Here is a 20,048-nt window from a genome sequence, read left to right as displayed (position 1 = left end):
ATAATAAGAATATAACGAAGTATTATTCCGGACTTTTATAAATAATCTGGCTGATGACCCTTCCTTCTTTGATGGTCCAAAGTGAAGTATACCTGTTTTCTCCGGTTCCATTAATCATGTATAGGAAGATATGGTCGTTGTCCAGTGCAGTTACTCCGACATTATTGAAATCCATGGTTGGCATAAACATATTTTTGATCGCTTCCCTTACAAAAACAGAACCTCTGCCCGGCTGCTGAACTCTGATTGATTTGATCTCAGTCATTCCTTCAGGCAGTTCATTACTGATTCCCCATGGCTTTATTTTATCGATCGTAAGAATATTTCCGTTGGCATCTTTCTCCTGTTTACGGTAGCCGGCATTCGAAGGATAGACATCGATAACCACTTTACTTCTTTGGGCGGCCGGTATTTTCGGATTGCTGTTATCTACAAAAATGAGTGATCTTCCGTTTTTGGATTTGGAAGGAGTGTATTGAGGCAGCTGGTCTATAAAAGCAATACGTTCTTTATTCACCATACCTTCTTTGTCAAGATCTTCATACCGTACAAAAGGTTTGTCGGCATCCTGTTTTTCAGGATATTTGATCCATATCCATTCCGTTTCTCCCGGGGCCGGTTTTACATATACAAAAACATCCCCTTTACGCATACGGATCTTGTCTACAATCTTTCTGTAGTTATCTTTATGAACACGTACGTTGGCATATCCTTCTTCAGCTTTTACTACTCCAAAAGGAACTTTTTGCTGACCTTTGACAGAAGCCAAAGAAAAAACACTGAAAATAGATAGGCAGAATACTTTGTTTACAGAAATCATCATGAAAAATTTTTGACTCTTCAAATATATAAATTAAATGCTTTTCGGTAAGTATCTAAATCATAATTATAATGCCATATCTGAAAAGCTGATCTGAAATCTAGAAGAATAATAAAATTTCTGATAATAATTGATATTCTTAACTTGTAAATAGGATATTTTATTATTAATCGTATTAGTCTATCAACTCTACCCGATTAAAGTGGATCAAAAAATAACAATAAAAAAAGCGCTGATTCATCAGCGCTTTTTGTTTATATAATAGGTTGTAAACCATTAAATTCTTTCCAGTTCATCAGCATTAATCGTGGTTTTGAATGTTCCATAGTTCACAATAACTTTATTCTTTGAGATCTTTTCTATGGTTCCCACACTGGTGCTTCCGGTAATACGTACCCGCTGGCCGATTTTCATCCAGACTTCACGGTCGCTTTTGCGTTTTTCTTCAATTTTTTCGTTCGTTTCAGCAATCTTTTCAATGACGTCTTCTTTCTTCAGCTGCTGGGTAATTTTTCTTTTTACCACCTGCATACGTTTCGTTTCATCTTTATCGGCGCCTACTTTACGGAACTTTTCCTGTTCCAGCAGTTTTACAAAATCCTTCACCACGTCTTTTCGTGATTTCCCTTTTACATAGCTGTCAATAAAAGTTTCGATCTTATTTCCGAACTGAAGTTTGCGGTGTTCATCCTCATACAGCTTTTGAAAGCTGAACAATTTTTGCTGAAGCTGCTCATTAAGCTTTTGTAGATTATCACGTTTGTCTTCCACAGATTCTTTTCGTTCCGCAAGATCAGTTTTCAGTTTTTCAACCTCATATTTTTCCTGCTGAAGCTTTACAATCGTTTTATCCAGATTCACAATGTCGTGTTCTACTTTTTTCTTTGCAGAATGGATAATAAACCTTGGGATTTTATTCTTCTCAGCAACCTCAAACGTAAATGAACTTCCGGCCTGTCCCACTTCAAGTTTATACAACGGTTCCAATGTTTCCTCATTAAACAGCATTGCTGCATTTTCAGCATTGGGAAGTTGTTCTATTACGAGTTTGATATTGGTATAATGCGTGGTAATGATGGAGAAACTTTTCTTGTCGTAGAAAAATTCAAGGAAACTTTCCGCCAGGGCACCACCCAATTCAGGATCAGAACCTGTTCCGAATTCATCAATCAGCAACAGCGTATCAGCATCCGATTCACGGATGATTCCTGCCATTTTCTTCAATCTTGAAGAATAAGTGGAAAGATGGTTTTCGATCGATTGGTTGTCCCCGATATCCGTCATGATCTTCTTAAAGAAAAACATTTCAGATTTTGGATGGACAGGAACTAAAAGACCACTCTGGATCATCAGCTGCAGCAATCCGACAGTTTTTAGCGTGATCGATTTTCCACCGGCATTCGGCCCGGAAATACAGATAATCCTGTTATGATCGGTCAATGTAAGGCTCTGAGGGAAAATTGTTTTGTTTTCCACTTTATTTCTCAGCCATAACAAAGGATGATAGGCATCTTTTAACCGTAGCGTTTTATGATGGTTGATCTTTGGTAGGATCCCATTAATCATTTCGGCAAATTTGGCTTTGGCTCTCGTAAGGTCAAGATCAAAAATATATTTCTGATATTTCCATAGCTGAGGTTGGAATTCCGCTAATTCTGCTGTAAGATTTCTTAGGATTTTATCAATTTCTTTCTTTTCCTCCTCTTGATCTTCACGAAGTTTGAAATAGTGTTTTACCACGCTGTCCGGTTGGATATACGTGATAGAACCTGTTTTAGAAAGTCCGAGCACTCTTCCAGGAACTCTTTTTTTGTAGGCAGATTTTACTGCTAAAACTCTTTGGTCTTCAATAATACTTTCCCGGATATCATCCAGAAAATCACTTTGTCCATAATTAAACAGAACACGGTTGAAATTTTCCTGAATGGCTTTTTTAGCCTGCTGGATTTCCGCTCTCAATGTTTTTAATATGGGGGAAGCTTCACTTTTTACCTCACCAAAACGGTTAAAGACCTTATCAACTTTATCAATGATTTCTTTTCTGAATTCCAGTACCGCTGCATCTTCCATTAAATTAGGGAAGGTGTCCGGCATGGTTGGGAAAAACTTCTTCAGTTTTCCTATTTGTTCCGTGATGGTTTTTATTCTGATGAAAGCATTATTTTCAAGACGGTAATTCTCGATCAGCATTAGCTTCAGCTCACTTTCAATATCTTCATATTCATCAAACGGAATCGCATTTGAACTTTCAAAACTCGACAGATATTCGGACGTTTTTTTCAATGAAAGTTCTGCCTCGTCAATTTCCATGGGACGAAGTTGAAGAATTTTTTCTCTCGTTTTCGGAGAATAGGCCAAAGGAGAAATTTCCGCGAGCAATTGCGGAAACTCTAATTCGTTTAAATCTTCTTTATTTATATACACAGTGCAAATTTAGTGAGAAAATTATGAATGCAATAATTTGAAATTGAGATAATCTTTGAATGCGGTGGTTTTAGTACATTTGAAATATGAAATTAGAAACAGACCGTTTGGTTTTAAAAGAAATTAACGAAAGCTATGTTGAAGATATTTTACGGATTCGAAGCAATGAGGTGATCAATCAATTCGTTCAGAGAAATTCTCCGAAAAATAATTACGATGCCCTGCAATTTATTTTGACCATTAAAGAAAGAACCAAAAATAAGGAGACTTTTTATTGGGGAATTTCTTTAAAAGACCAGCCGAATCTTATCGGAACTATTTGTCTTTGGAAATTTACCGAAGACAGAAAACAAGCAGAAGTAGGATATGAATTATTACCCGAGTATCATAGAAAAGGAATTATGTCGGAAGCATTGGCCGGAGTTATAGATTTTGGCTTTAATGATTTACAGTTGCAGGAAATAGTAGCAATGACGAATAAGTTCAATGAAAACTCGAAAGGACTTCTTTTAAAACATCAATTTGTGTTGGAAGAGGGAAGGAAAGATGAAGGTTTTCCTGATAATTTGGTTTTTAGTTTGAAGAAAAACGTATAATTTTGTCATTCGTAAAGTGAGTTTATTAAATCTATTACTGTAAAATGGCAAAAATAATTATCAATCGCTCATCAGAATATTCAAACAAATTGAGATCAATAGGCATTTATTTGGATGATAAAAAAATAGGAGATATTGCAGATGGTGAATCCAAAGAATTTGAAATTGATGAAGGAGAATATAGATTGAGAGCTAAAATTGATTGGTGTCGTTCAAATCCGATTCATTTAAAAATAAATTCTGATGAAACTTTAAGGTTTAATTTAAGTGGTAGAAATCCATTTTTGGCATTATTTTATATCACATTTGGAAAAGATCAATATTTAGAATTGATACCCATTAATTAAACAATTTTTCAAATTATCAAATCAATACACATGACCTGGACAGAAATTTTAGCCCCCATAAAAAGCACCGAATATTTTACCTCCCTGTGGGAAAAAGTAAAACATGAATATACAGCCACAAAAGTTTTCCCGCCTAAAAATCAGATTTTCAGAGCACTGGAGATTACTCCTTTTGATGATATTGAAGTTGTGATCATTGGTCAGGACCCTTATCATAATGATTTTCAGGCCAATGGGTTGTGTTTTTCTGTTTCCGAGCAGGTAACTGCACCGCCTTCCCTTAAAAATATTTTTATTGAGCTGAAAGATGACGTCGGAGTGGTAAGAACCTCCAAAGAACTGGATGATTGGGGAAAACAGGGTGTTTTGTTATTGAATGCTACGTTAACGGTACGTGCCCATACTCCCAATTCCCATAAAGATCTCGGTTGGGAAACATTCACCAATTTTATCATTAAAGAAATTTCCGATAAAAAAGAAAATGTGGTTTTCGTGTTGTGGGGAGCTTTTGCACAGAAAAAAGCCGAATTCATTGATCCGGCTAAGCATTTTATTATTAAATCGGCGCACCCTTCACCATTTTCTGTATACAGAGGATTTTTCGGAAGCAAACCGTTTTCAAAAATTAATGAATATCTGATTTCGAAAGGAAAGAAACCTATTTCGTGGTAGATCCGTTTTTCAGATCTTCCTTGCTGATGATGATTCCGATCCTGTACTTTCCCTGAAGAGCTTTTGAATCTTTTTCGGAAGTAGGATAGGGAGTTACTTCTGCCAATGAAATGGTGTATCCGTTAAAGTATTCTGATTGATGATAATTTCGGTCAGCTTTTTCTATAGTGGAGAGGGATAATGTCATAGGCCTTGTTGTAGTGCCCATTACCTCTACCTGGGCTACCGCAGCACCTATCCATATACAGTTGACTCCTTGAGGGCAGCGGCTGTCCTCAGATATCCCTTTAAAGGTGACATTCATGTCATATTCTTTGAGGAATTTGTTTTCCCCTTCGTTAAAGTAAATCACATTTATTTTGTTCTGAGCAGTTTTTGTTGGATGGGAATTATTATGGGTAATGGGTGTTCCGGAAGTCTTTTTAGTTTCCTTTTGAGCATTACAGTTGGCTAAAGTTAATAATCCGAGGCTGAATAATAAGGTTTTATGTAACATAATTTTCTTTTTTAAATGAGATCAATCATATTGAGTACTACTACCAAAAACATTGCCACTCCAACCACAAGGCTGAATCCTGTCCCATAAATAAAACCAATGAAAGCTCCTTTGGTGGATTTCAGGGCTTTATTCATATCCTTGCTGTCGTGAAGAAGTTCCCCTATGAAAACTCCGGCAAACATTCCGATTAAAAACCCTAGCGGAATAGGAAGAAACATCCCAACAATGGTTCCGATAATAGAACCGATACTTCCCCAACGCGTTCCGCCATATTTTTGATTGGTTTTGGCAGGGATTACATAACTTAAAACAATGGAAGTTGCCGTAAGAATCCCAAATGCCCAGATATAGATCATCGGCAGATCGGCATCCGTCCCGAATTTATAAATCAACAATCCACAGATACTTAATAATAAGCCCGGTAAAACGGGCAGAAATGTTCCAAGCATTCCCAAAAACAGTAAAATAAGGCAGAGAAGATTGATAAGTGCAGTATCCATTCTTAAAATATATACATGCAAGATAAAAAAAAGTGACCTTAAAAAAGCCACCTTTCAGTTTAAGTTAAAAACTTTATTATAAGTTTAAGATTACATATTGTAAAATTACGCCGGCGTTTCCAATGTTTCCTGAAGCATGATTATGGAAAGAAGTATAATAAATATATCCGCTGTTTGAAGATCCCGAGCAAGGCCCTACTGTTGCTCCCAGTGCAACCAGATAAGGAACCAATACCTGAGGAACTGAAATACTGACCTGGATATTTCCCGGGAGCGTAATACAAACCGTTACAAATGTTGAGGTTGGAGCATTTCCTATCGGAGTAGTCGTAGCACCAGTTGTTGTAAAATGATTGGTTCTGATCATCAAAGCACTGTTTGAAGTATCTTTAACTAATACTTCCCAATAATTGGGATCATAGTTTGTAATTCTCTGCCACGCTCCCAGATCAAAATCGATGTTAAATGAAGTAAATCCTAATGCTGAAGAAAGCGCTGTATTGGTTACTACTGCCGGAACAATCCCCTGGCTTCCCTGATTCATAGAGCAGAGTTTTGTGTCCGGAACAAATCCACCTGCAGGTGAACAGTTGGAAGTATTGTCTGTACCACCTACTAAATAAGCAACATCCCAGTCTGAAGCATAAATACTTCCGCCGTTAGCAACAAAAGTGGCTAAATTGGCATCAATTGCAGGATAAAGTGATTGATTTACATAATAATTTCTTGAGCCGCAATTAAGAAAAATAATATCATACTGTGAGATCGTCGTTAAATTCGCAAGATCGTTATTGGTAATTGCTGTAGCAGTATACCCCAAAGTCTGAATGATATCTTCGATTTTATCATACGATCCTTTTACATAAGCAATTTTTGCAACCTGATTCAGTTTGGTTTGAGTAGTTGTTAGACCTACTGTTTCCTTATCTTTTACCGTTGCGGAAATTTCCGAGCGGAAGTTACTGCCATTCCCTGTTTGAATATGAATGGTGCGATTTCCAACCGGGGCTTCCAAAGTAAAGTTACCATCTGCGTCTGAAGTGGTGTAGTAGATTTTATACTTGTCATCAAAAGTAAAAACTGAAGCACCTCCAATAGGTTTAGTTCCGTTTTGTGACATTACTGTTCCGGTAAGTTTTCCGGTTTTTACAACCGCAGGACCAATGTTTTCGGAAACTATTGCAGGATCTTCTCCTCCTGTACAATTCGTTAAAAGTGTGAATACACACAACAAAATAAAGAAGTAGTGTTTTCTCATATCTAATTGATTTTGGTTTGGTTAGTTTTAACCAAATTTAATAAATAATCAAATATAAAATCATAAAATGGGGTAAATTTTTAATATTATTTAATTTTTATAGTATATTTTGATTGATTTTTCATTTATTAATCAAAGTTTGAGAGGATTTAATAATTTTTATTAAATAGTAAAAAAAGAAATCATTTTGGGCTGAAAATTGATGGAAAAGTTTTAATTAAAACCAACCTTAATTCCTAAATTTGCTGTACATGAAAGACGAACTACAAGATACCAAAGATTTTTTGCAGGATATAAGTGACAAGATCCATTATTTCGTCAGAGATAATGTACCAAGTGATTTGGCGTTGACCTGTCAGATTATCCTTAAGTTCGTATTTTTGGCAGGGCTTGTTTATCTGTTGGACTTTCTGTTCAAAATTCTGGTTAATACCGTATTTAAATACTTTTTTGATAAAGAAAAATTTCCGGTTTTAAAATCAATCTATCAATCAAGAATAACGAATTCCATTGTTCATCTGGGAGCATTAAGCTTCGCAGAAACTGCATTAAGATCTGTTTTCTGGAGGCATCCTAAAAGTTTTGAATTTTTAGGGGTAATCGTAAGCGTAGCTATTATTTTTGTAATCGCAGGCATGTTATTCAGAGCATTAACCGCGTTGAGGAACTATTTTGTCATTAAGCAGGACTACTATAAAATAATGGCGTTGAATGCCATTTCAGAATCCGTTAAGATTTTTGGGATTTTCATTCTTACCGTAGTAGGGATTTGTGTCATTTTCGGTATCAAAGGCGGAACAATTTTAGGAAGTTTGGGAGCTATAACGGCTGTTTTAGTCCTTGTTTTCAGAGATACTATCCTGGGGTTTGTTACCGGTCTCCATGTTGCCACTTCCAAAAGCATGAAAGTAGGGGATTGGATTGGTATTCCTAAATATAATATAGAAGGAAATATTTCTGATATAAGTCTTTTAACCACAAAAATCACCAATTTCGATAAAACGGTTTCCACGATTCCTACTTATGATTTGCTGACTACTGAAATAAAAAACCTTCAGATCATGTCTGAATCCAATACCCGGAGAATTAAAAAATCCATTTATTTTAATATCAATTCCTTTAAATTTTTAAATGATGAAGAAATTGAAAGGTTGAAGGATATTAACCTGATCTCCGAATACCTGGAAGGAAAGAGTATGGAGATCAAAAAAGAAAAAGAAAAACTGGCCCATAAAGATAAGATTGTGAATGGAAGACAGCTTACCAATATTGGAGTTTTCAGATATTATGCCCAGAAATATATAGAAAATGATCCTGATGTAGAAAAAAAAGGAGTTATCATGGTACGTCAGCTGGATATTACACCTCAAGGATTGCCGTTGGAAATTTATTGTTTTGCCAATGATTCCAAATGGGAACGTTTTGAACAGATTCAGGCAGATATTTTCGACCATTTACTGGTAGCTTCTAAAGAATTTGATCTGCAGGTAATGCAGATCAGTGTAAAAGTATAAAATGTAGGAAACTGGATATTAGTAGTAGGAAGATTCCTGCATACTGATGAGCGTTTTCAATAATAAAATAGTTAAAATAAAAGAGTAGATTGAAATTTGAAGTCTGTAATGAAACTGCCTGCTTCAATCTTCCATCTTAATTAATATCATCTTAAATAACAATGACAAAACTAAGCGTAAACATCAATAAAATTGCGACAATACGTAATGCGAGAGGAGGCGAAACGCCAAGCGTAACAGAGGCAGCCGTAAAAATTCAGGAATTTGGAGGGCAGGGAATTACCATCCACCCAAGACCCGATGAAAGGCATATCACAAGAAAAGATGTTTATGATCTGAAGCCGTTGGTGACAACAGAATTTAATATTGAAGGGAATCCGCACCGTCAGTTTATCGATATGGTATTGGAAGTAAAACCTGAGCAGGTAACACTGGTTCCGGATGCGGATGATGCCATTACCTCCAATGCAGGCTGGGATACTAAAAAACAGTATGATTTTCTTGTAGATGTGATTGCTGAATTTAAAAATGCAGGCATCCGTACCTCAATTTTCCTTGATCCAAACCCGGAATTAGTGGAATATGCTGCCAAGACTGGTGCCGACAGAATTGAGTTGTACACAGAAGCCTATGCGAAAGATTATCTTATCAATAAAGAACAGGCCATACAGCCCTATTACGATACAGCAGTAGTGGCATCAGAATTTGGATTGGGCATCAATGCAGGACATGATTTAAGCCTTGAAAACTTACAATATTTTGCGCAACATATTCCAAATCTGTTGGAAGTTTCTATTGGTCACGCTTTGGTTTCTGAAGCATTATATATGGGACTGGAAAATACCGTTCAGGCGTATTTGAAGAGATTGGCGAAATGGTAAGATAGACTGTTAGATTTCAGACATCAGACATCAGACATCAGACATCAGACATCAGATTGAAATATTGATATTTGACTAGTACTCGTTACATGGGTTATCTGAATTCTAACATCTAGCATCTGAAATCTCATCAACTAAAAAAGAAAATTATGGAAATTTTAAATTCAAAAATATTTGGCGAAAATGTATCGTCAACACCGCTTTTGGTATTTCACGGATTATTTGGAATGCTGGATAACTGGGGAAGTTTTGGAAAAGACATGGGAGAATATCTTCCCGTTCACCTTATTGACCTTAGAAACCATGGAAGAAGCTTTCATTCCGAAAGTATGTCACATGATGACCTCGCCAATGATATCGCAAATTACATGGAGTATTACGGAATGCAGAAAGCCTATGTTTTAGGGCATTCTTTAGGCGGAAAGGCTGTAATGCAGTTCGCAATACAATATCCTGAAAAAGTAGAAAAACTGATTGTCGTAGATATCTCTCCGAAAGCGTATCCTCCGCATCATCAGGGGATTATTAAAGCACTGGAAAGCGTAGATTTTAATACGGTAAGTTCAAGAAATGAAGTAGAGGCCGTTTTGGGTCAATATATTCCTGAAAAATCGACGATCCAGTTTTTAACTAAAAACTTATACTGGGACGATCAGAAAAAACTGAATTGGAGGTTCAACCTTGCAACCTTATCTGGAAAATACAATGAATTCGTTTCTAATGCTATAAAATTTGGTGTTTTTGAAGGTGATACCTTGTTCATCTCAGGAGAGAAATCCAACTATATTCTGCCACAGGATGAATATGCCATTAAGCAGCAATTTCCAAAGGCAAAGATTGTAACGGTAAAAAATGCAGCGCATTGGGTTCAGGCGGATAATCCGGTGGATTTTGCGGCTGTTGTTAAAGAATTCTTAGGTTTGAATTAAATTGATTCTTTGATTTTCATGTTTTTGTTAAAATTTTATTAAAAAGGATATTTATTTCTCCACATGTTGAAAATTTTGTATTTTAGTTTTGCCAAAAAATTAAAAATAGTAACATATGGAAAAGAAAAATTCAAAAAAACCTTTCTTTGCATCATTTTTAGAGAAACAAATTCAGGATCCAGAGAAAATTCAGGGAGGTGGAATTACAACACCTACGACAGATATCGTTACATCACTTACAAAAGATACTGTAACGACTTCTCCCACATTTGATAATGCAACTTTGCCTACAAAAGATAATTTGGTGACTTTAAAATACCCTTCTGATAATGATGAGGCATTAGATTTAGACTAATCAACAAATCAGATATAAAATCAATTCAAACTAATAAGACAAAATGAACAACAAAAAATCTCAAAAAAAACCATTTTTCGCATCGTTTCTAGAAAAGCAACTTAAAGATGGACAGAGTGTAAAAGGAGGAGTAATGACTGCAGTTACGTTAGATGCTCCTACAACATCTGTACTTAAGGATGATGTTACCGGCCCGGGTGGAGATCAGGTAACGATGAAATACCCGTCTGACAGCGATGAAGCTGGATACGAAGTATAAGTAATCATTAAGTAAAACCAAACAAACTATAAACGTTATGAAAAACAAAAAATCTCAAAAAAAACCTTTCTTCGCATCATTTCTTGAAAAGCAAGTTAAAGATGGTCAGGCAGTAACAGGAGGAGCTATCACTTCAGTTCTTGTTGATTCGCCTACCACATCCATTCTTAGAGATAGTGCTACCACTCAAAGCAACGATCAGGTAACGATGAAATATCCTTCTGATAGTGATGAAGCTGGAGAACTAAGCTAACACGCAACACCATACTAATTCAACCAAAATAAAATTATTATGAAAGACAAGAATTCACAAAAGAAACCGTTTTTTGCTTCATTTCTGGAAAAACAACTTAAAGATCCTCAAAAGGTAAAAGGAGGAACAGATATTATTACAATTCCTGAACGAGACGCTGTTACAAAACCTCAGATCGATTCAGTAACATCTCCAAAAGATGATCTGGCTCATACCATGAAATATCCATCTGACGGAGATGATGATTCTCCAACAGTGTAGAAATGAGTTGTTTTTATCATTTAGAAACATATTAACAAAATCATATCGAAAGGAAACTTAATCTCTAAGTTTCCTTTTTTAATAAAAACAGGCAAATGATTCTTTGTATTACCCATTCCAAGGATTTTTACAACATCGATATCTTTTTTGAATATCTTACCGCCAAGAATATTCCTTATTTCCGGCTGAATTCGGATCGTCTCAACCACCTTCAGAAGATCAGTGTGAATGAAGACTCATTTCAGCTAACCGATGAATTGGGCAATACCCTGCATTCAAAAGATGTAAAAGGTGTATGGCACAGGAAAGCCTGGAAAATAGACATTCCCGAAGAACTGGACGAAGACTATGAAAAGATTTTCTTGAAAGAATATGGCAGCCTCCGGTATAACCTTTTTACCGTGTTGGAAAACGTTCCATGGATCAATCCATTCGAGAACGAAATGAAAACCGACGGAAATAAATTATACCAGTTAAAAATAGCACGGAAGCATAACCTGGCTATTCCCAAAACAATTTTTTCCAATGATCAGGAAGCCATTACCGCATTTTTTCATGAGCACTGCAACGGAAGAGCTGTGGCCAAGCTTCACGGAGTGATTGCCAAATCAATGGATGGAGAAAATATGCTTTCCACTACGCTTATTGAAGAAAGCAGCCTTGAACATCTTTCGGATATTGCTTACTGTCCCATGATTTTTCAGCCGTATATTGATAAAGAATATGAACTGAGAATTGTCTACATAGATGGAGAATTTTTTACAGGAAAAATCAATAACAGCGAAAATACAGATTGGCGGGTAGCCCAGGGTGGATATTTCTGGTCAGCGTATGAACTGCCGGAAGATATCAAAACAGGTTTAACTTCGATGATGAAAGAAATGGGACTCTATATCGGAGCCATAGACATGATAAAAGGGCGCGACGGAACTTATTATTTTCTTGAAGTAAACCCACAGGGAGAATGGGGAATGCTGCAGAAAGAACTGAACTTTCCGATTGCACAAAGAATTGCCGACAACCTTATAAAAAGAATACCTATCCATGAACAATAAAATTTTAATAATTACCCATACTGAAGATAATTTTTCCATTGAAAAAGTAACGGAATATATTGAAAAAAATGGCTTTGAAGTCATCCGTTTTGACGTAGATCTCTATCCGCTGCAAAACAAGCTGTCCACTATTTTTGAAAACGGAAGCTGGGTAAGCATTCTGGAAACCCCTGAAACCAAATACCGTCTTGATGATATCGCTGCAGTATGGTACAGAAGAGCATACAATATCGGCCGGGGGCTGAAAGAAGAACTGGATGCTAAATTCTATGGAGCTGCCATGGGAGAAATCCGTAATACACTTTTTGGGTTTTTAGAATCTATTGATGCTTATTCCCTTGGAAAACCTGGCGTTTACAGAAGACTGGACAGTAAAGAGGAACAGCTTAAAATTGCAGATAAAATAGGACTTAAAATTCCTGAAACCTGTCTTACCAATAATCCTGAAGATGCCAGACAGTTTATCATTAAGCATAAAAATGTCGTGGCCAAAATGCAGACCGGTTTTGCCATTTACGAAGACGGGGTAGAAAGTGTGGTGTTCACGAATGTAATCGGGGAAGATAAACTGGAAGAATTAGATTCTTTACTCTATTGCCCGATGCAGTTTCAGAAAAAAATTGAAAAGAAAAAAGAGCTTCGGATTACAGTCGTTGGACAGGATGTATATGCATTCGAAATCGATTCCCAACAGTTTGAAGATGCAAAAGTAGATTGGAGAAAAGATGGAGTAAACCTTATCGATAAATGGGTGAGAACTGAGCTTCCTGCAGACGTTGAAACAAAAATATTAGAGCTGCTGAACGTTTATAATGTGGATTACGGAGCTATAGACATGATTGTTTCTCCAGAAGATGATTATTATTTCATTGAAATTAATGCTGCCGGAGAGTTTTTCTGGCTGGATAATCTTACCGAAGACAACCTGATCTCTAAAAGTATTGCCGATGTTTTATGTGATAAAGCACCGAGAAGAAATAATATGGTTTTAGCTTAAAAAGCATAACTGTACATCATTCAATCACGAACGGGCTTTAGCCCGTTTTTTGTTTGATAACTGTAAATAACTTTCACCGAAAAATATTCGTGTAAAGGAGAAATGTAAAAGTGATGGTTGAAAACTTTTGTAGAAAATTGAACCAGATTCTCCTTTAAAAATCGCAAATTTGCAGAGGGTTTTTGCAGGTATATTGTACTGAAAATGTAGAATTGCCGAATAAAAAATATTGTCATAATTTAGTCAACAATCAGGTAGAAATATATATTGATGGTTTTTGTAACGGGTGCAACCGGAATTTTGGGCAGAGTAATCGTTTTAGAGCTTCTTAAAAAAGGCAAAAACGTCCGCGCTTCCAAGAGACCTGCAAGCAATTTAAACGAGGTAAAAGATTCATTCCGGTTTTATACGGGAAATCCAGACGATTTTTTTAATAAAATTGAATGGGTAGACATCGATTTTGAAGATATCGATTCTTTACAACACGCTTTGAATGGAGTAGAAGAAGTGTATCACTGTGCGGCAAAAGTAAGCTTTCATCCGAAAGATGAAAAAGAAATGTACCATACGAACATCAAAGGGACCGAAAATCTTTTATTTGCTTGTGAAGGATCCGGAGTCAAAAAATTTCTGCACGTAAGTTCTGTAGCGGTTTTAGACGGTTTTAATGAAAAAGGAGAATTAGATGAAGAGTCTGATTTTAATCCTAAAATAGAACATCCTGCCTATGCTATTTCCAAGCATTTATCAGAAATGGAAGTTTGGAGGGCTTCTGCTGAGGGATTAAATACAGTAATTATCAATCCTGGAATCATCATTGGAAGCGGAAACTGGAACCAGAGCAGTGGAGAGCTTTTCAGTACGTTTGAAGACAATAATTTTACATTTTCCGGTGGTTCGAGTTATGTAGATGTAAGAGATGTAGCAGCAATTGCCATAGAGCTGATGGAAAAAAATACCTTCGGAGAACGTTTTATTCTGGTGGCCGATAACAAAAGATATGCAGCCGTAGGAGAGCAGGTCAGAAAAAGATTAGGGTTAAAAAATGCCAGAATTTTATCTAACACGGAACTTAACGCCGGCAGAATAGCCAATATGTTTTTAGGATGGCTTATTCCGAAACTGAGGATCGTTACCAAAAACAATATCGAATCCATCACCTCATTCAACACCATTTCCAATCAAAAGGTAAAAGAAAGACTTAATTATCAATTTATTCCCGTAAAGGATAGTATTGATTTTCATCTCGAAAATTATATTAACGACAAAAAGCTGAAGAAATGAATCTTGCAGAGGCAATCATCCATAAAAATATAGAAAAACATCCTTTAAAATCAGCAATCGGATTTAAAAAGAAAGAAGGCTGGAAAGAACTGAGCTGGAAAAAATTCGGTGATATGATTTTCAAAACAGCCAATGCGCTGAGAGATTCAGGAATTCAGGAGCATGATAATGTTGCCATCTATTCCGATAACTCTTCAGAATGGATGATTTTTGATTTGGCAGCGATGGCAATCGGGGCAGTTACTGTTCCTATTTATTCCACCAATAACGCAGAACAGGCAGAATACATTATCAATGATTCTAAAGCCAAAGCTGTACTGGTAGGAAATCAGGCTCAGTATGATGCCTGCTTTGAGCTTTTAAATAAAGAAGAAAACAGCCTTCAGACGATCATCATTTCAAAAAAAGCAGTTTGGATCAAAAAAGAATTCAGCAGTTTTTATCTTGAAGATTTTATCGCAAAAGCTTCTTCGGAATTAGAGATCTGTAAAAAAGAATACGAAGATACAGCAACATTAATCTACACTTCCGGAACTACAGGAACACCGAAAGGAGTCATGCTTACCCACGGGAATTTCATCAAAGCGTTCGATGCCCATTTTGAATTTTTTACATTTAAAAACTTTGAAGAAGAGCTGTCACTGGCGTTTTTGCCGTTAAGCCACGTTTTCGAAAGAAGCTGGAGCCTGCTCTGCCTCTACGGCGGTGCCAGAGTCTATTTTCTGGAAGATCCCAAGAACATCGCAAAAGCATTGGAAGAAGTAAAACCAACCACGATGTGTGCTGTACCGCGGTTTTTCCAGAAAGTCTATGCCGGAGTATTGGATAAAGCCCAGGAAGGTTCATCAGTAAAGAAAAAAATATTTGACTGGGCCTTACGAACAGGATGGGAAACCGCAGAACTGAGAAGAAACGAGAAACCGATTCCTTTTGGATTGAAATTCAAAGAATCCATTGCAGACCGGTTGGTTTTCAGTAAAATAAAAGAAAGAATGGGTGGCAGACTATGGTTCCTTCCTTGTGGCGGAGCTTCTTTATCTCCCGAAGTAACCCGTTTTTTTGAATCTGTCGGAATCCATGTGACTGTAGGATACGGACTTACAGAAACGACTGCCACTTTAACGCTTTTCCCTTTAACCCATTTCGAACACGGAACCAGTGGAAAACCGCTGCCGGGAGTAGAATTGCGGATTGGAGAAAGTGATGAAATTCAGGCCAGAGGAAATGGCATCATGAAAGGGTATTACAACAAACCGGAAGAAACACAGAAAGTATTTACAGAAGACGGCTGGTTCAAAACCGGGGATGCAGGGAAAATCGATGAGAAAGGAAACCTGATCATTACAGACAGGATCAAAGACCTTATGAAAACATCCAACGGAAAATACATCGCTCCGCAGCAGATAGAAAATCTATTAACCAATAATAATTATATTCAGCAGATTGTATTAATTGCAGAAGGAAGGCAGTTTGTTTCTGCGTTGATCGTCCCTAACTTTGAGTTTCTGGAAGATTACCGTAAGAAAAACAACGTTCCTTTTACCAATTGGGAAGAGTTTGTGAAAAAAGAAGAAATTATCCACTTATACAAAGATAAAATCAACGAGTTGCAGCATGATCTTTCAGACTATGAAAAGGTGAAAAAGTTTACCCTCATGCCAGCTGAATTTGAAATCAATACCGGTGAAATCACTCCAACGCTGAAAGTAAAGCGTAATGTAGTGCTCAAAAAATATGCAGATCTCATTGATAAAATGTATTAAACAGACCATAAGAAGAGATGCATTTCAAAAAGATTTTATGGAACTTTTGAAGTTTAAAAAGGGAAGTTTTATCAGTTTAAATTAAATTATGACAACACAGGAATTTTTAGGAAATCAAAATTTTACAATACACTCACAGGCCGTTTCAGAAAGCTGTCCATCCAATATTGCCTTAATTAAATATTGGGGAAAATATGATCAGCAGATGCCGGCCAATCCAAGTATCAGCTATACTTTAAATCACTGTAAGACCAATACCACGATGGAATTTCTTGCAGAAGAACCATTTTCCGTACAGACATACTTATCAGGAAATGAAGAAGTGAAATTTGCAGAAAAAATTGAAAAATATTTTAAAAGTATAGAACAATATCTTCCCTGGATATTGAAAGGGAAATATATCATCCAAACAGAAAATACGTTTCCTCATAGCTCAGGAATTGCAAGCTCCGCTTCAGGATTTGGAGCTATTGCCAAGTGTCTTATGAAATTAGATGAAGCCTTTTCAAAAAATATTTCAAAAGAAGAATCTTTAAGAAAAGCCTCTTTTCTGGCTCGATTGGGAAGCGGAAGTGCATGTCGCAGTCTGTACAACGGATTGGTGGTTTGGGGTGAGACTGATGAGGTTTCCGGAAGCTCAGACTTATTTGCTGTGCAGTATCCAAATAATGAAATTCATGAGATCTTTAAAGATTTTAACGATTGGGTGCTATTGATTCATGAAGGGCAGAAAAGCGTTTCTTCAACGGTAGGACATGGACTGATGAAAACGAATGTGTATGCGGAAAGAAGATTTCAGGAAGCCCGTGAGAATTTTGTTCCGATGAAAGAGATTCTTAAAAGTGGTGATATGGAACGTTTCATCACGCTGGTTGAACATGAAGCTCTTACACTGCACGCCATGATGATGATGAGCGACCCAGCCTTTATCCTGATGAAAACCGGAACGCTGGAAGTGATTAACAAAATCTGGGATTTTAGAAAAGAAACAGGTCTACCGTTATTCTTTACTTTGGATGCCGGGGCCAACGTTCATGTCTTATTTCCGAATAATGGTTCTGAACAAGACATAAAAACATTTATTGAAACGGAATTGCTGCAGCACACTCAGAAAAATGGCGTAGTAAAAGACATCATGAAATTTTAATAACAATTGATTGCAATATTCAATAGGAATGGGTTTCAACCCGTTCAAAATTAATAATAAAAAAGGAACAGGTTTTTTGCCCGTTCCTTTTTTATGAAATCATATGTTGGATCAATCCTCGGTAACCACAGTATCACTCGGTAACCACAGTATCACGTTCGCCGTCTTCTTCTTTTCCCTCACGGATCATTTCTTCTGCTTCCTGTATCTCTTCCTGGCTGGCTTCTTCCACAAGCTCTTCCTGCTCCTCATTGTGATGATCTATAAAAAATTCACAATACACGGGAAGATGATCTGAACCGAAGTTTTCCAGTGTTTTAAGTTCTTCAATAAAGATATCTTCACTATGGAACATGAGGTCGATAGGAAATCTCAACAGACGGTATTTGGCGTGAAAAGTAGAAACAAAAGAACGTCCGATCCTGGGATCGATTAGATGACTGGTTTTTCTGAATAATATCGATGATTTTGACCATGCGACATTATTAAAATCTCCCACCACGATAACAGGCTGTTTGATGTCTTTCACCCGTTTGGCAGTACTTAAAAGATCGCCATCTCTTTCTTTGGAAGTTTCCTCTTCCGTAGGACTTGGCGGCGGTGGATGAACACCAAAGAATACAAAGCTAAAACCGTCCTCGGTTTGCAGATGGATTTCAATGCTCGGAATATCATCTGCTACAAAATAATGGGTTTGTGCTTCTTTGATTTTAATCTTGGAATAAAAGTGCATTCCATACGTATTCTCTAAAGTAACCTTATGTTGATACATATAATTTTTTTCAAGAGGACGCATTGCTTGTTCCCAGTCTCCGTTGCTTTCCATAGTCAGAAAAACATCTGGCTTGCAGGTTTCAACCAACTTGATAAACCGGTCATATTCTTTATTAAACTGATATACATTCGCTGAAATAAAGTGCAGTTTTTTTGAAGAACGGTTCCGCCGATGGAATTTCTTGACCGGATAAAGCGGTGTGTATTTTACCAGCGTAACTCCGTGGTGTATAAATAATACGCCTAAAAGAGCTTGTGAATACCAGAAATTTTGATGACTGTCGACCACAAAGCCAATCAGAAAAGTGATGACAATAGTATACGTGATCTGGATTTTACCAAACTCCGGAACCCGAAATATCCAGTGAGGATTTTGAATTTTAGGAAGCACCGTCAACAGTACCAGCAACATAGTCAAAAACAAATAAGTACTCCACATATTTTTTAGAATAAGCGAATAAAAGTAATTTATTTTTTTATTAAATTCAAATGAATTGCAATTTAAAAGCTGTTAATTAATTTGAGGGTTTAAAATTTATTTTTTACTATTTTTATTCCATCAGATGAAGTGTAATTGAATATGAATAAAATTGTTATAGTAACTCTGCTGCTCAGTGTCCTTTCTTTTGGACAGTCAGCACACGAAGACATTGAAAAACCAATCCGGGATCTTTTTCTTGCGATGAAGAATGCAGATTCCGAATTGTTGAAATCCTCATTGACTGAAACCGCTGTGTTGCAGACCATCACCAAGGAAGGAACCGTTAAAAATGAAGATATAAAAGATTTTATTTCTTCCATTTCCAAGGCTGGGAAAGGTGACCTGGACGAGAGGATAACCATAGAATCCATCAAAGTAGATGGTAATCTGGCGAGTGTTTTTACCCCTTATCAGTTTTATTACAAAGGAAAATTTTCTCATTGTGGAGCAAACAGTTTTCAATTGGTACAACAGAATAAAATTTGGAAAATTCAATATATAATTGATACAAGAAGAAAGGAAAACTGCCATGAACAATAGGATACTTGTTATCCTTGTCAAGGGACAAAAAAAATCAGAAAAAATTAAAAGTTATTAAAAAATGAAGATCCATCATATTGCCATTATCTGTTCAGATTATGCCGTTTCTAAAAAGTTCTATACCGAAGTGATGGGACTGAACATCATTCGTGAAGTATATCGTGAAGAAAGACAGTCTTATAAACTGGATTTAGCGATAGGAGATCATTATGTGATTGAATTATTCTCATTCCCGGATCCACCCCAAAGACCTTCACGACCTGAATCCTGTGGATTAAGGCATCTTGCTTTTTCTGTAGAAAATGTCAGTGAAAAAAGACAGGAATTAGTGGAAAAAGGATTAGCATGTGAAGACATACGAATAGACGAATTCACCGGAAAAGAATTTTTCTTTACCCAGGATCCGGATCAGTTGCCGTTAGAGTTCTACGAAATATAA

General features: G+C 36.6%; 23 protein-coding genes. 17 read left to right on the top strand and 6 right to left on the bottom strand.

Translation table 11 applies throughout. The features are described 5' to 3' along the window. Positions 1-22 precede the first annotated feature (22 nt). Together SB679_RS11605 and SB679_RS11600 are read right to left on the bottom strand one after the other, a co-directional pair. A complete protein-coding gene (locus SB679_RS11605) occupies positions 23-823 on the bottom strand; it encodes a hypothetical protein (protein WP_410702462.1) in 801 nt (266 codons plus the stop codon). A gap of 273 nt (positions 824-1,096) precedes the next feature. Next, on the bottom strand, positions 1,097-3,244 hold the full coding sequence (locus tag SB679_RS11600) for an endonuclease MutS2 (protein ID WP_410702461.1): 2,148 nt from the start codon (positions 3,242-3,244) through the stop codon (positions 1,097-1,099). 86 nt (positions 3,245-3,330) lie between these two features. Here SB679_RS11600 and SB679_RS11595 point away from each other — a divergent pair, with 86 nt between their 5' ends. From SB679_RS11595 to SB679_RS11585, 3 genes are read left to right on the top strand one after another with little or no spacing between them, the layout of a single operon-like run. Beyond that, positions 3,331-3,840 (top strand): GNAT family N-acetyltransferase, encoded by a 510-nt coding sequence (locus SB679_RS11595; protein WP_410702459.1) that lies wholly within the window; start codon positions 3,331-3,333, stop codon positions 3,838-3,840. A gap of 44 nt (positions 3,841-3,884) precedes the next feature. Further along, positions 3,885-4,187 (top strand): hypothetical protein, encoded by a 303-nt coding sequence (locus SB679_RS11590; RefSeq protein WP_410702458.1) that lies wholly within the window; start codon positions 3,885-3,887, stop codon positions 4,185-4,187. A 30-nt stretch (positions 4,188-4,217) separates the two neighbouring features. Further along, positions 4,218-4,859 (top strand): uracil-DNA glycosylase, encoded by a 642-nt coding sequence (locus SB679_RS11585; protein WP_410702457.1) that lies wholly within the window; start codon positions 4,218-4,220, stop codon positions 4,857-4,859. Here SB679_RS11585 and SB679_RS11580 read toward each other — a convergent pair. The 3 genes from SB679_RS11580 to SB679_RS11570 form a co-directional block, all read right to left on the bottom strand. Further along, entirely contained in the window at positions 4,846-5,355 is a 510-nt protein-coding gene (locus SB679_RS11580; protein WP_410702456.1) for a hypothetical protein, read from the bottom strand. The genes SB679_RS11585 and SB679_RS11580 overlap by 14 nt on opposite strands. A gap of 11 nt (positions 5,356-5,366) precedes the next feature. Then, positions 5,367-5,858: a DUF456 domain-containing protein gene (locus SB679_RS11575; protein WP_410702455.1), complete on the bottom strand. Its 492-nt coding sequence runs from the start codon at positions 5,856-5,858 to the stop codon at positions 5,367-5,369. A 76-nt stretch (positions 5,859-5,934) separates the two neighbouring features. Beyond that, the gene (locus SB679_RS11570; RefSeq protein ID WP_410702453.1) at positions 5,935-7,116 is read right to left on the bottom strand and encodes a carboxypeptidase-like regulatory domain-containing protein; all 1,182 of its coding nucleotides are present in this window, start codon (positions 7,114-7,116) and stop codon (positions 5,935-5,937) included. Between the two features lie 251 nt (positions 7,117-7,367). On the opposite strand from SB679_RS11570, the gene SB679_RS11565 reads away from it, so the two are divergent. The 12 genes from SB679_RS11565 to SB679_RS11510 all read left to right on the top strand — a co-directional run bounded on the left by SB679_RS11565 (position 7,368) and on the right by SB679_RS11510 (position 17,814). Next, complete coding sequence (locus SB679_RS11565) at positions 7,368-8,630, top strand: mechanosensitive ion channel family protein (protein ID WP_410702452.1); 1,263 nt, start codon at positions 7,368-7,370, stop codon at positions 8,628-8,630. Positions 8,631-8,791: 161 nt separating this feature from the next. Beyond that, positions 8,792-9,511, top strand: a complete 720-nt coding sequence (locus tag SB679_RS11560; RefSeq protein WP_410702451.1) for a pyridoxine 5'-phosphate synthase — start codon at positions 8,792-8,794, stop codon at positions 9,509-9,511. Positions 9,512-9,660: 149 nt separating this feature from the next. Continuing rightward, complete coding sequence (locus SB679_RS11555) at positions 9,661-10,440, top strand: alpha/beta fold hydrolase (protein ID WP_410702449.1); 780 nt, start codon at positions 9,661-9,663, stop codon at positions 10,438-10,440. Between the two features lie 115 nt (positions 10,441-10,555). Further along, a complete protein-coding gene (locus SB679_RS11550) occupies positions 10,556-10,795 on the top strand; it encodes a microviridin/marinostatin family tricyclic proteinase inhibitor (RefSeq protein WP_410702448.1) in 240 nt (79 codons plus the stop codon). A gap of 43 nt (positions 10,796-10,838) precedes the next feature. Further along, positions 10,839-11,054 carry a microviridin/marinostatin family tricyclic proteinase inhibitor gene (locus tag SB679_RS11545; protein ID WP_034710235.1) on the top strand — a complete coding sequence of 72 codons (216 nt, stop codon included), beginning with the start codon at positions 10,839-10,841 and terminating at the stop codon, positions 11,052-11,054. A gap of 37 nt (positions 11,055-11,091) precedes the next feature. Further along, entirely contained in the window at positions 11,092-11,307 is a 216-nt protein-coding gene (locus tag SB679_RS11540; RefSeq protein ID WP_034710236.1) for a microviridin/marinostatin family tricyclic proteinase inhibitor, read from the top strand. Between the two features lie 39 nt (positions 11,308-11,346). Continuing rightward, a complete protein-coding gene (locus SB679_RS11535) occupies positions 11,347-11,568 on the top strand; it encodes a microviridin/marinostatin family tricyclic proteinase inhibitor (protein ID WP_410702446.1) in 222 nt (73 codons plus the stop codon). A gap of 95 nt (positions 11,569-11,663) precedes the next feature. Beyond that, positions 11,664-12,623 (top strand): MvdC/MvdD family ATP grasp protein, encoded by a 960-nt coding sequence (locus SB679_RS11530; RefSeq protein WP_410702445.1) that lies wholly within the window; start codon positions 11,664-11,666, stop codon positions 12,621-12,623. Further along, positions 12,613-13,620: an MvdD family ATP-grasp ribosomal peptide maturase gene (locus tag SB679_RS11525; RefSeq protein ID WP_317741533.1), complete on the top strand. Its 1,008-nt coding sequence runs from the start codon at positions 12,613-12,615 to the stop codon at positions 13,618-13,620. Before SB679_RS11530 ends, SB679_RS11525 begins: the two co-directional genes overlap by 11 nt. Positions 13,621-13,890: 270 nt before the next feature. Next, positions 13,891-14,904 (top strand): NAD-dependent epimerase/dehydratase family protein, encoded by a 1,014-nt coding sequence (locus SB679_RS11520; protein ID WP_410702444.1) that lies wholly within the window; start codon positions 13,891-13,893, stop codon positions 14,902-14,904. Further along, on the top strand, positions 14,901-16,667 hold the full coding sequence (locus SB679_RS11515; RefSeq protein ID WP_410702443.1) for an AMP-dependent synthetase/ligase: 1,767 nt from the start codon (positions 14,901-14,903) through the stop codon (positions 16,665-16,667). Before SB679_RS11520 ends, SB679_RS11515 begins: the two co-directional genes overlap by 4 nt. Positions 16,668-16,755: 88 nt before the next feature. Next, complete coding sequence (locus SB679_RS11510) at positions 16,756-17,814, top strand: diphosphomevalonate/mevalonate 3,5-bisphosphate decarboxylase family protein (protein WP_410702442.1); 1,059 nt, start codon at positions 16,756-16,758, stop codon at positions 17,812-17,814. Positions 17,815-17,947: 133 nt separating this feature from the next. On the opposite strand, the gene SB679_RS11505 is transcribed toward SB679_RS11510, so the two are convergent. After that, complete coding sequence (locus SB679_RS11505; protein ID WP_410702441.1) at positions 17,948-19,027, bottom strand: endonuclease/exonuclease/phosphatase family protein; 1,080 nt, start codon at positions 19,025-19,027, stop codon at positions 17,948-17,950. Positions 19,028-19,168: 141 nt separating this feature from the next. On the opposite strand from SB679_RS11505, the gene SB679_RS11500 reads away from it, so the two are divergent. Both SB679_RS11500 and SB679_RS11495 read left to right on the top strand, forming a co-directional pair. Beyond that, positions 19,169-19,609 carry a nuclear transport factor 2 family protein gene (locus tag SB679_RS11500; protein ID WP_410702440.1) on the top strand — a complete coding sequence of 147 codons (441 nt, stop codon included), beginning with the start codon at positions 19,169-19,171 and terminating at the stop codon, positions 19,607-19,609. A gap of 61 nt (positions 19,610-19,670) precedes the next feature. Next, positions 19,671-20,048 carry a VOC family protein gene (locus SB679_RS11495; protein ID WP_410702438.1) on the top strand — a complete coding sequence of 126 codons (378 nt, stop codon included), beginning with the start codon at positions 19,671-19,673 and terminating at the stop codon, positions 20,046-20,048.

The organism is Chryseobacterium sp. SIMBA_029 (genome assembly GCF_046535275.1).
GTDB lineage: Bacteria > Bacteroidota > Bacteroidia > Flavobacteriales > Weeksellaceae > Chryseobacterium.
The sequence above is the reverse complement of the archived record's forward strand: the minus strand, read 5'-3'. Positions and strand labels throughout refer to the sequence as shown.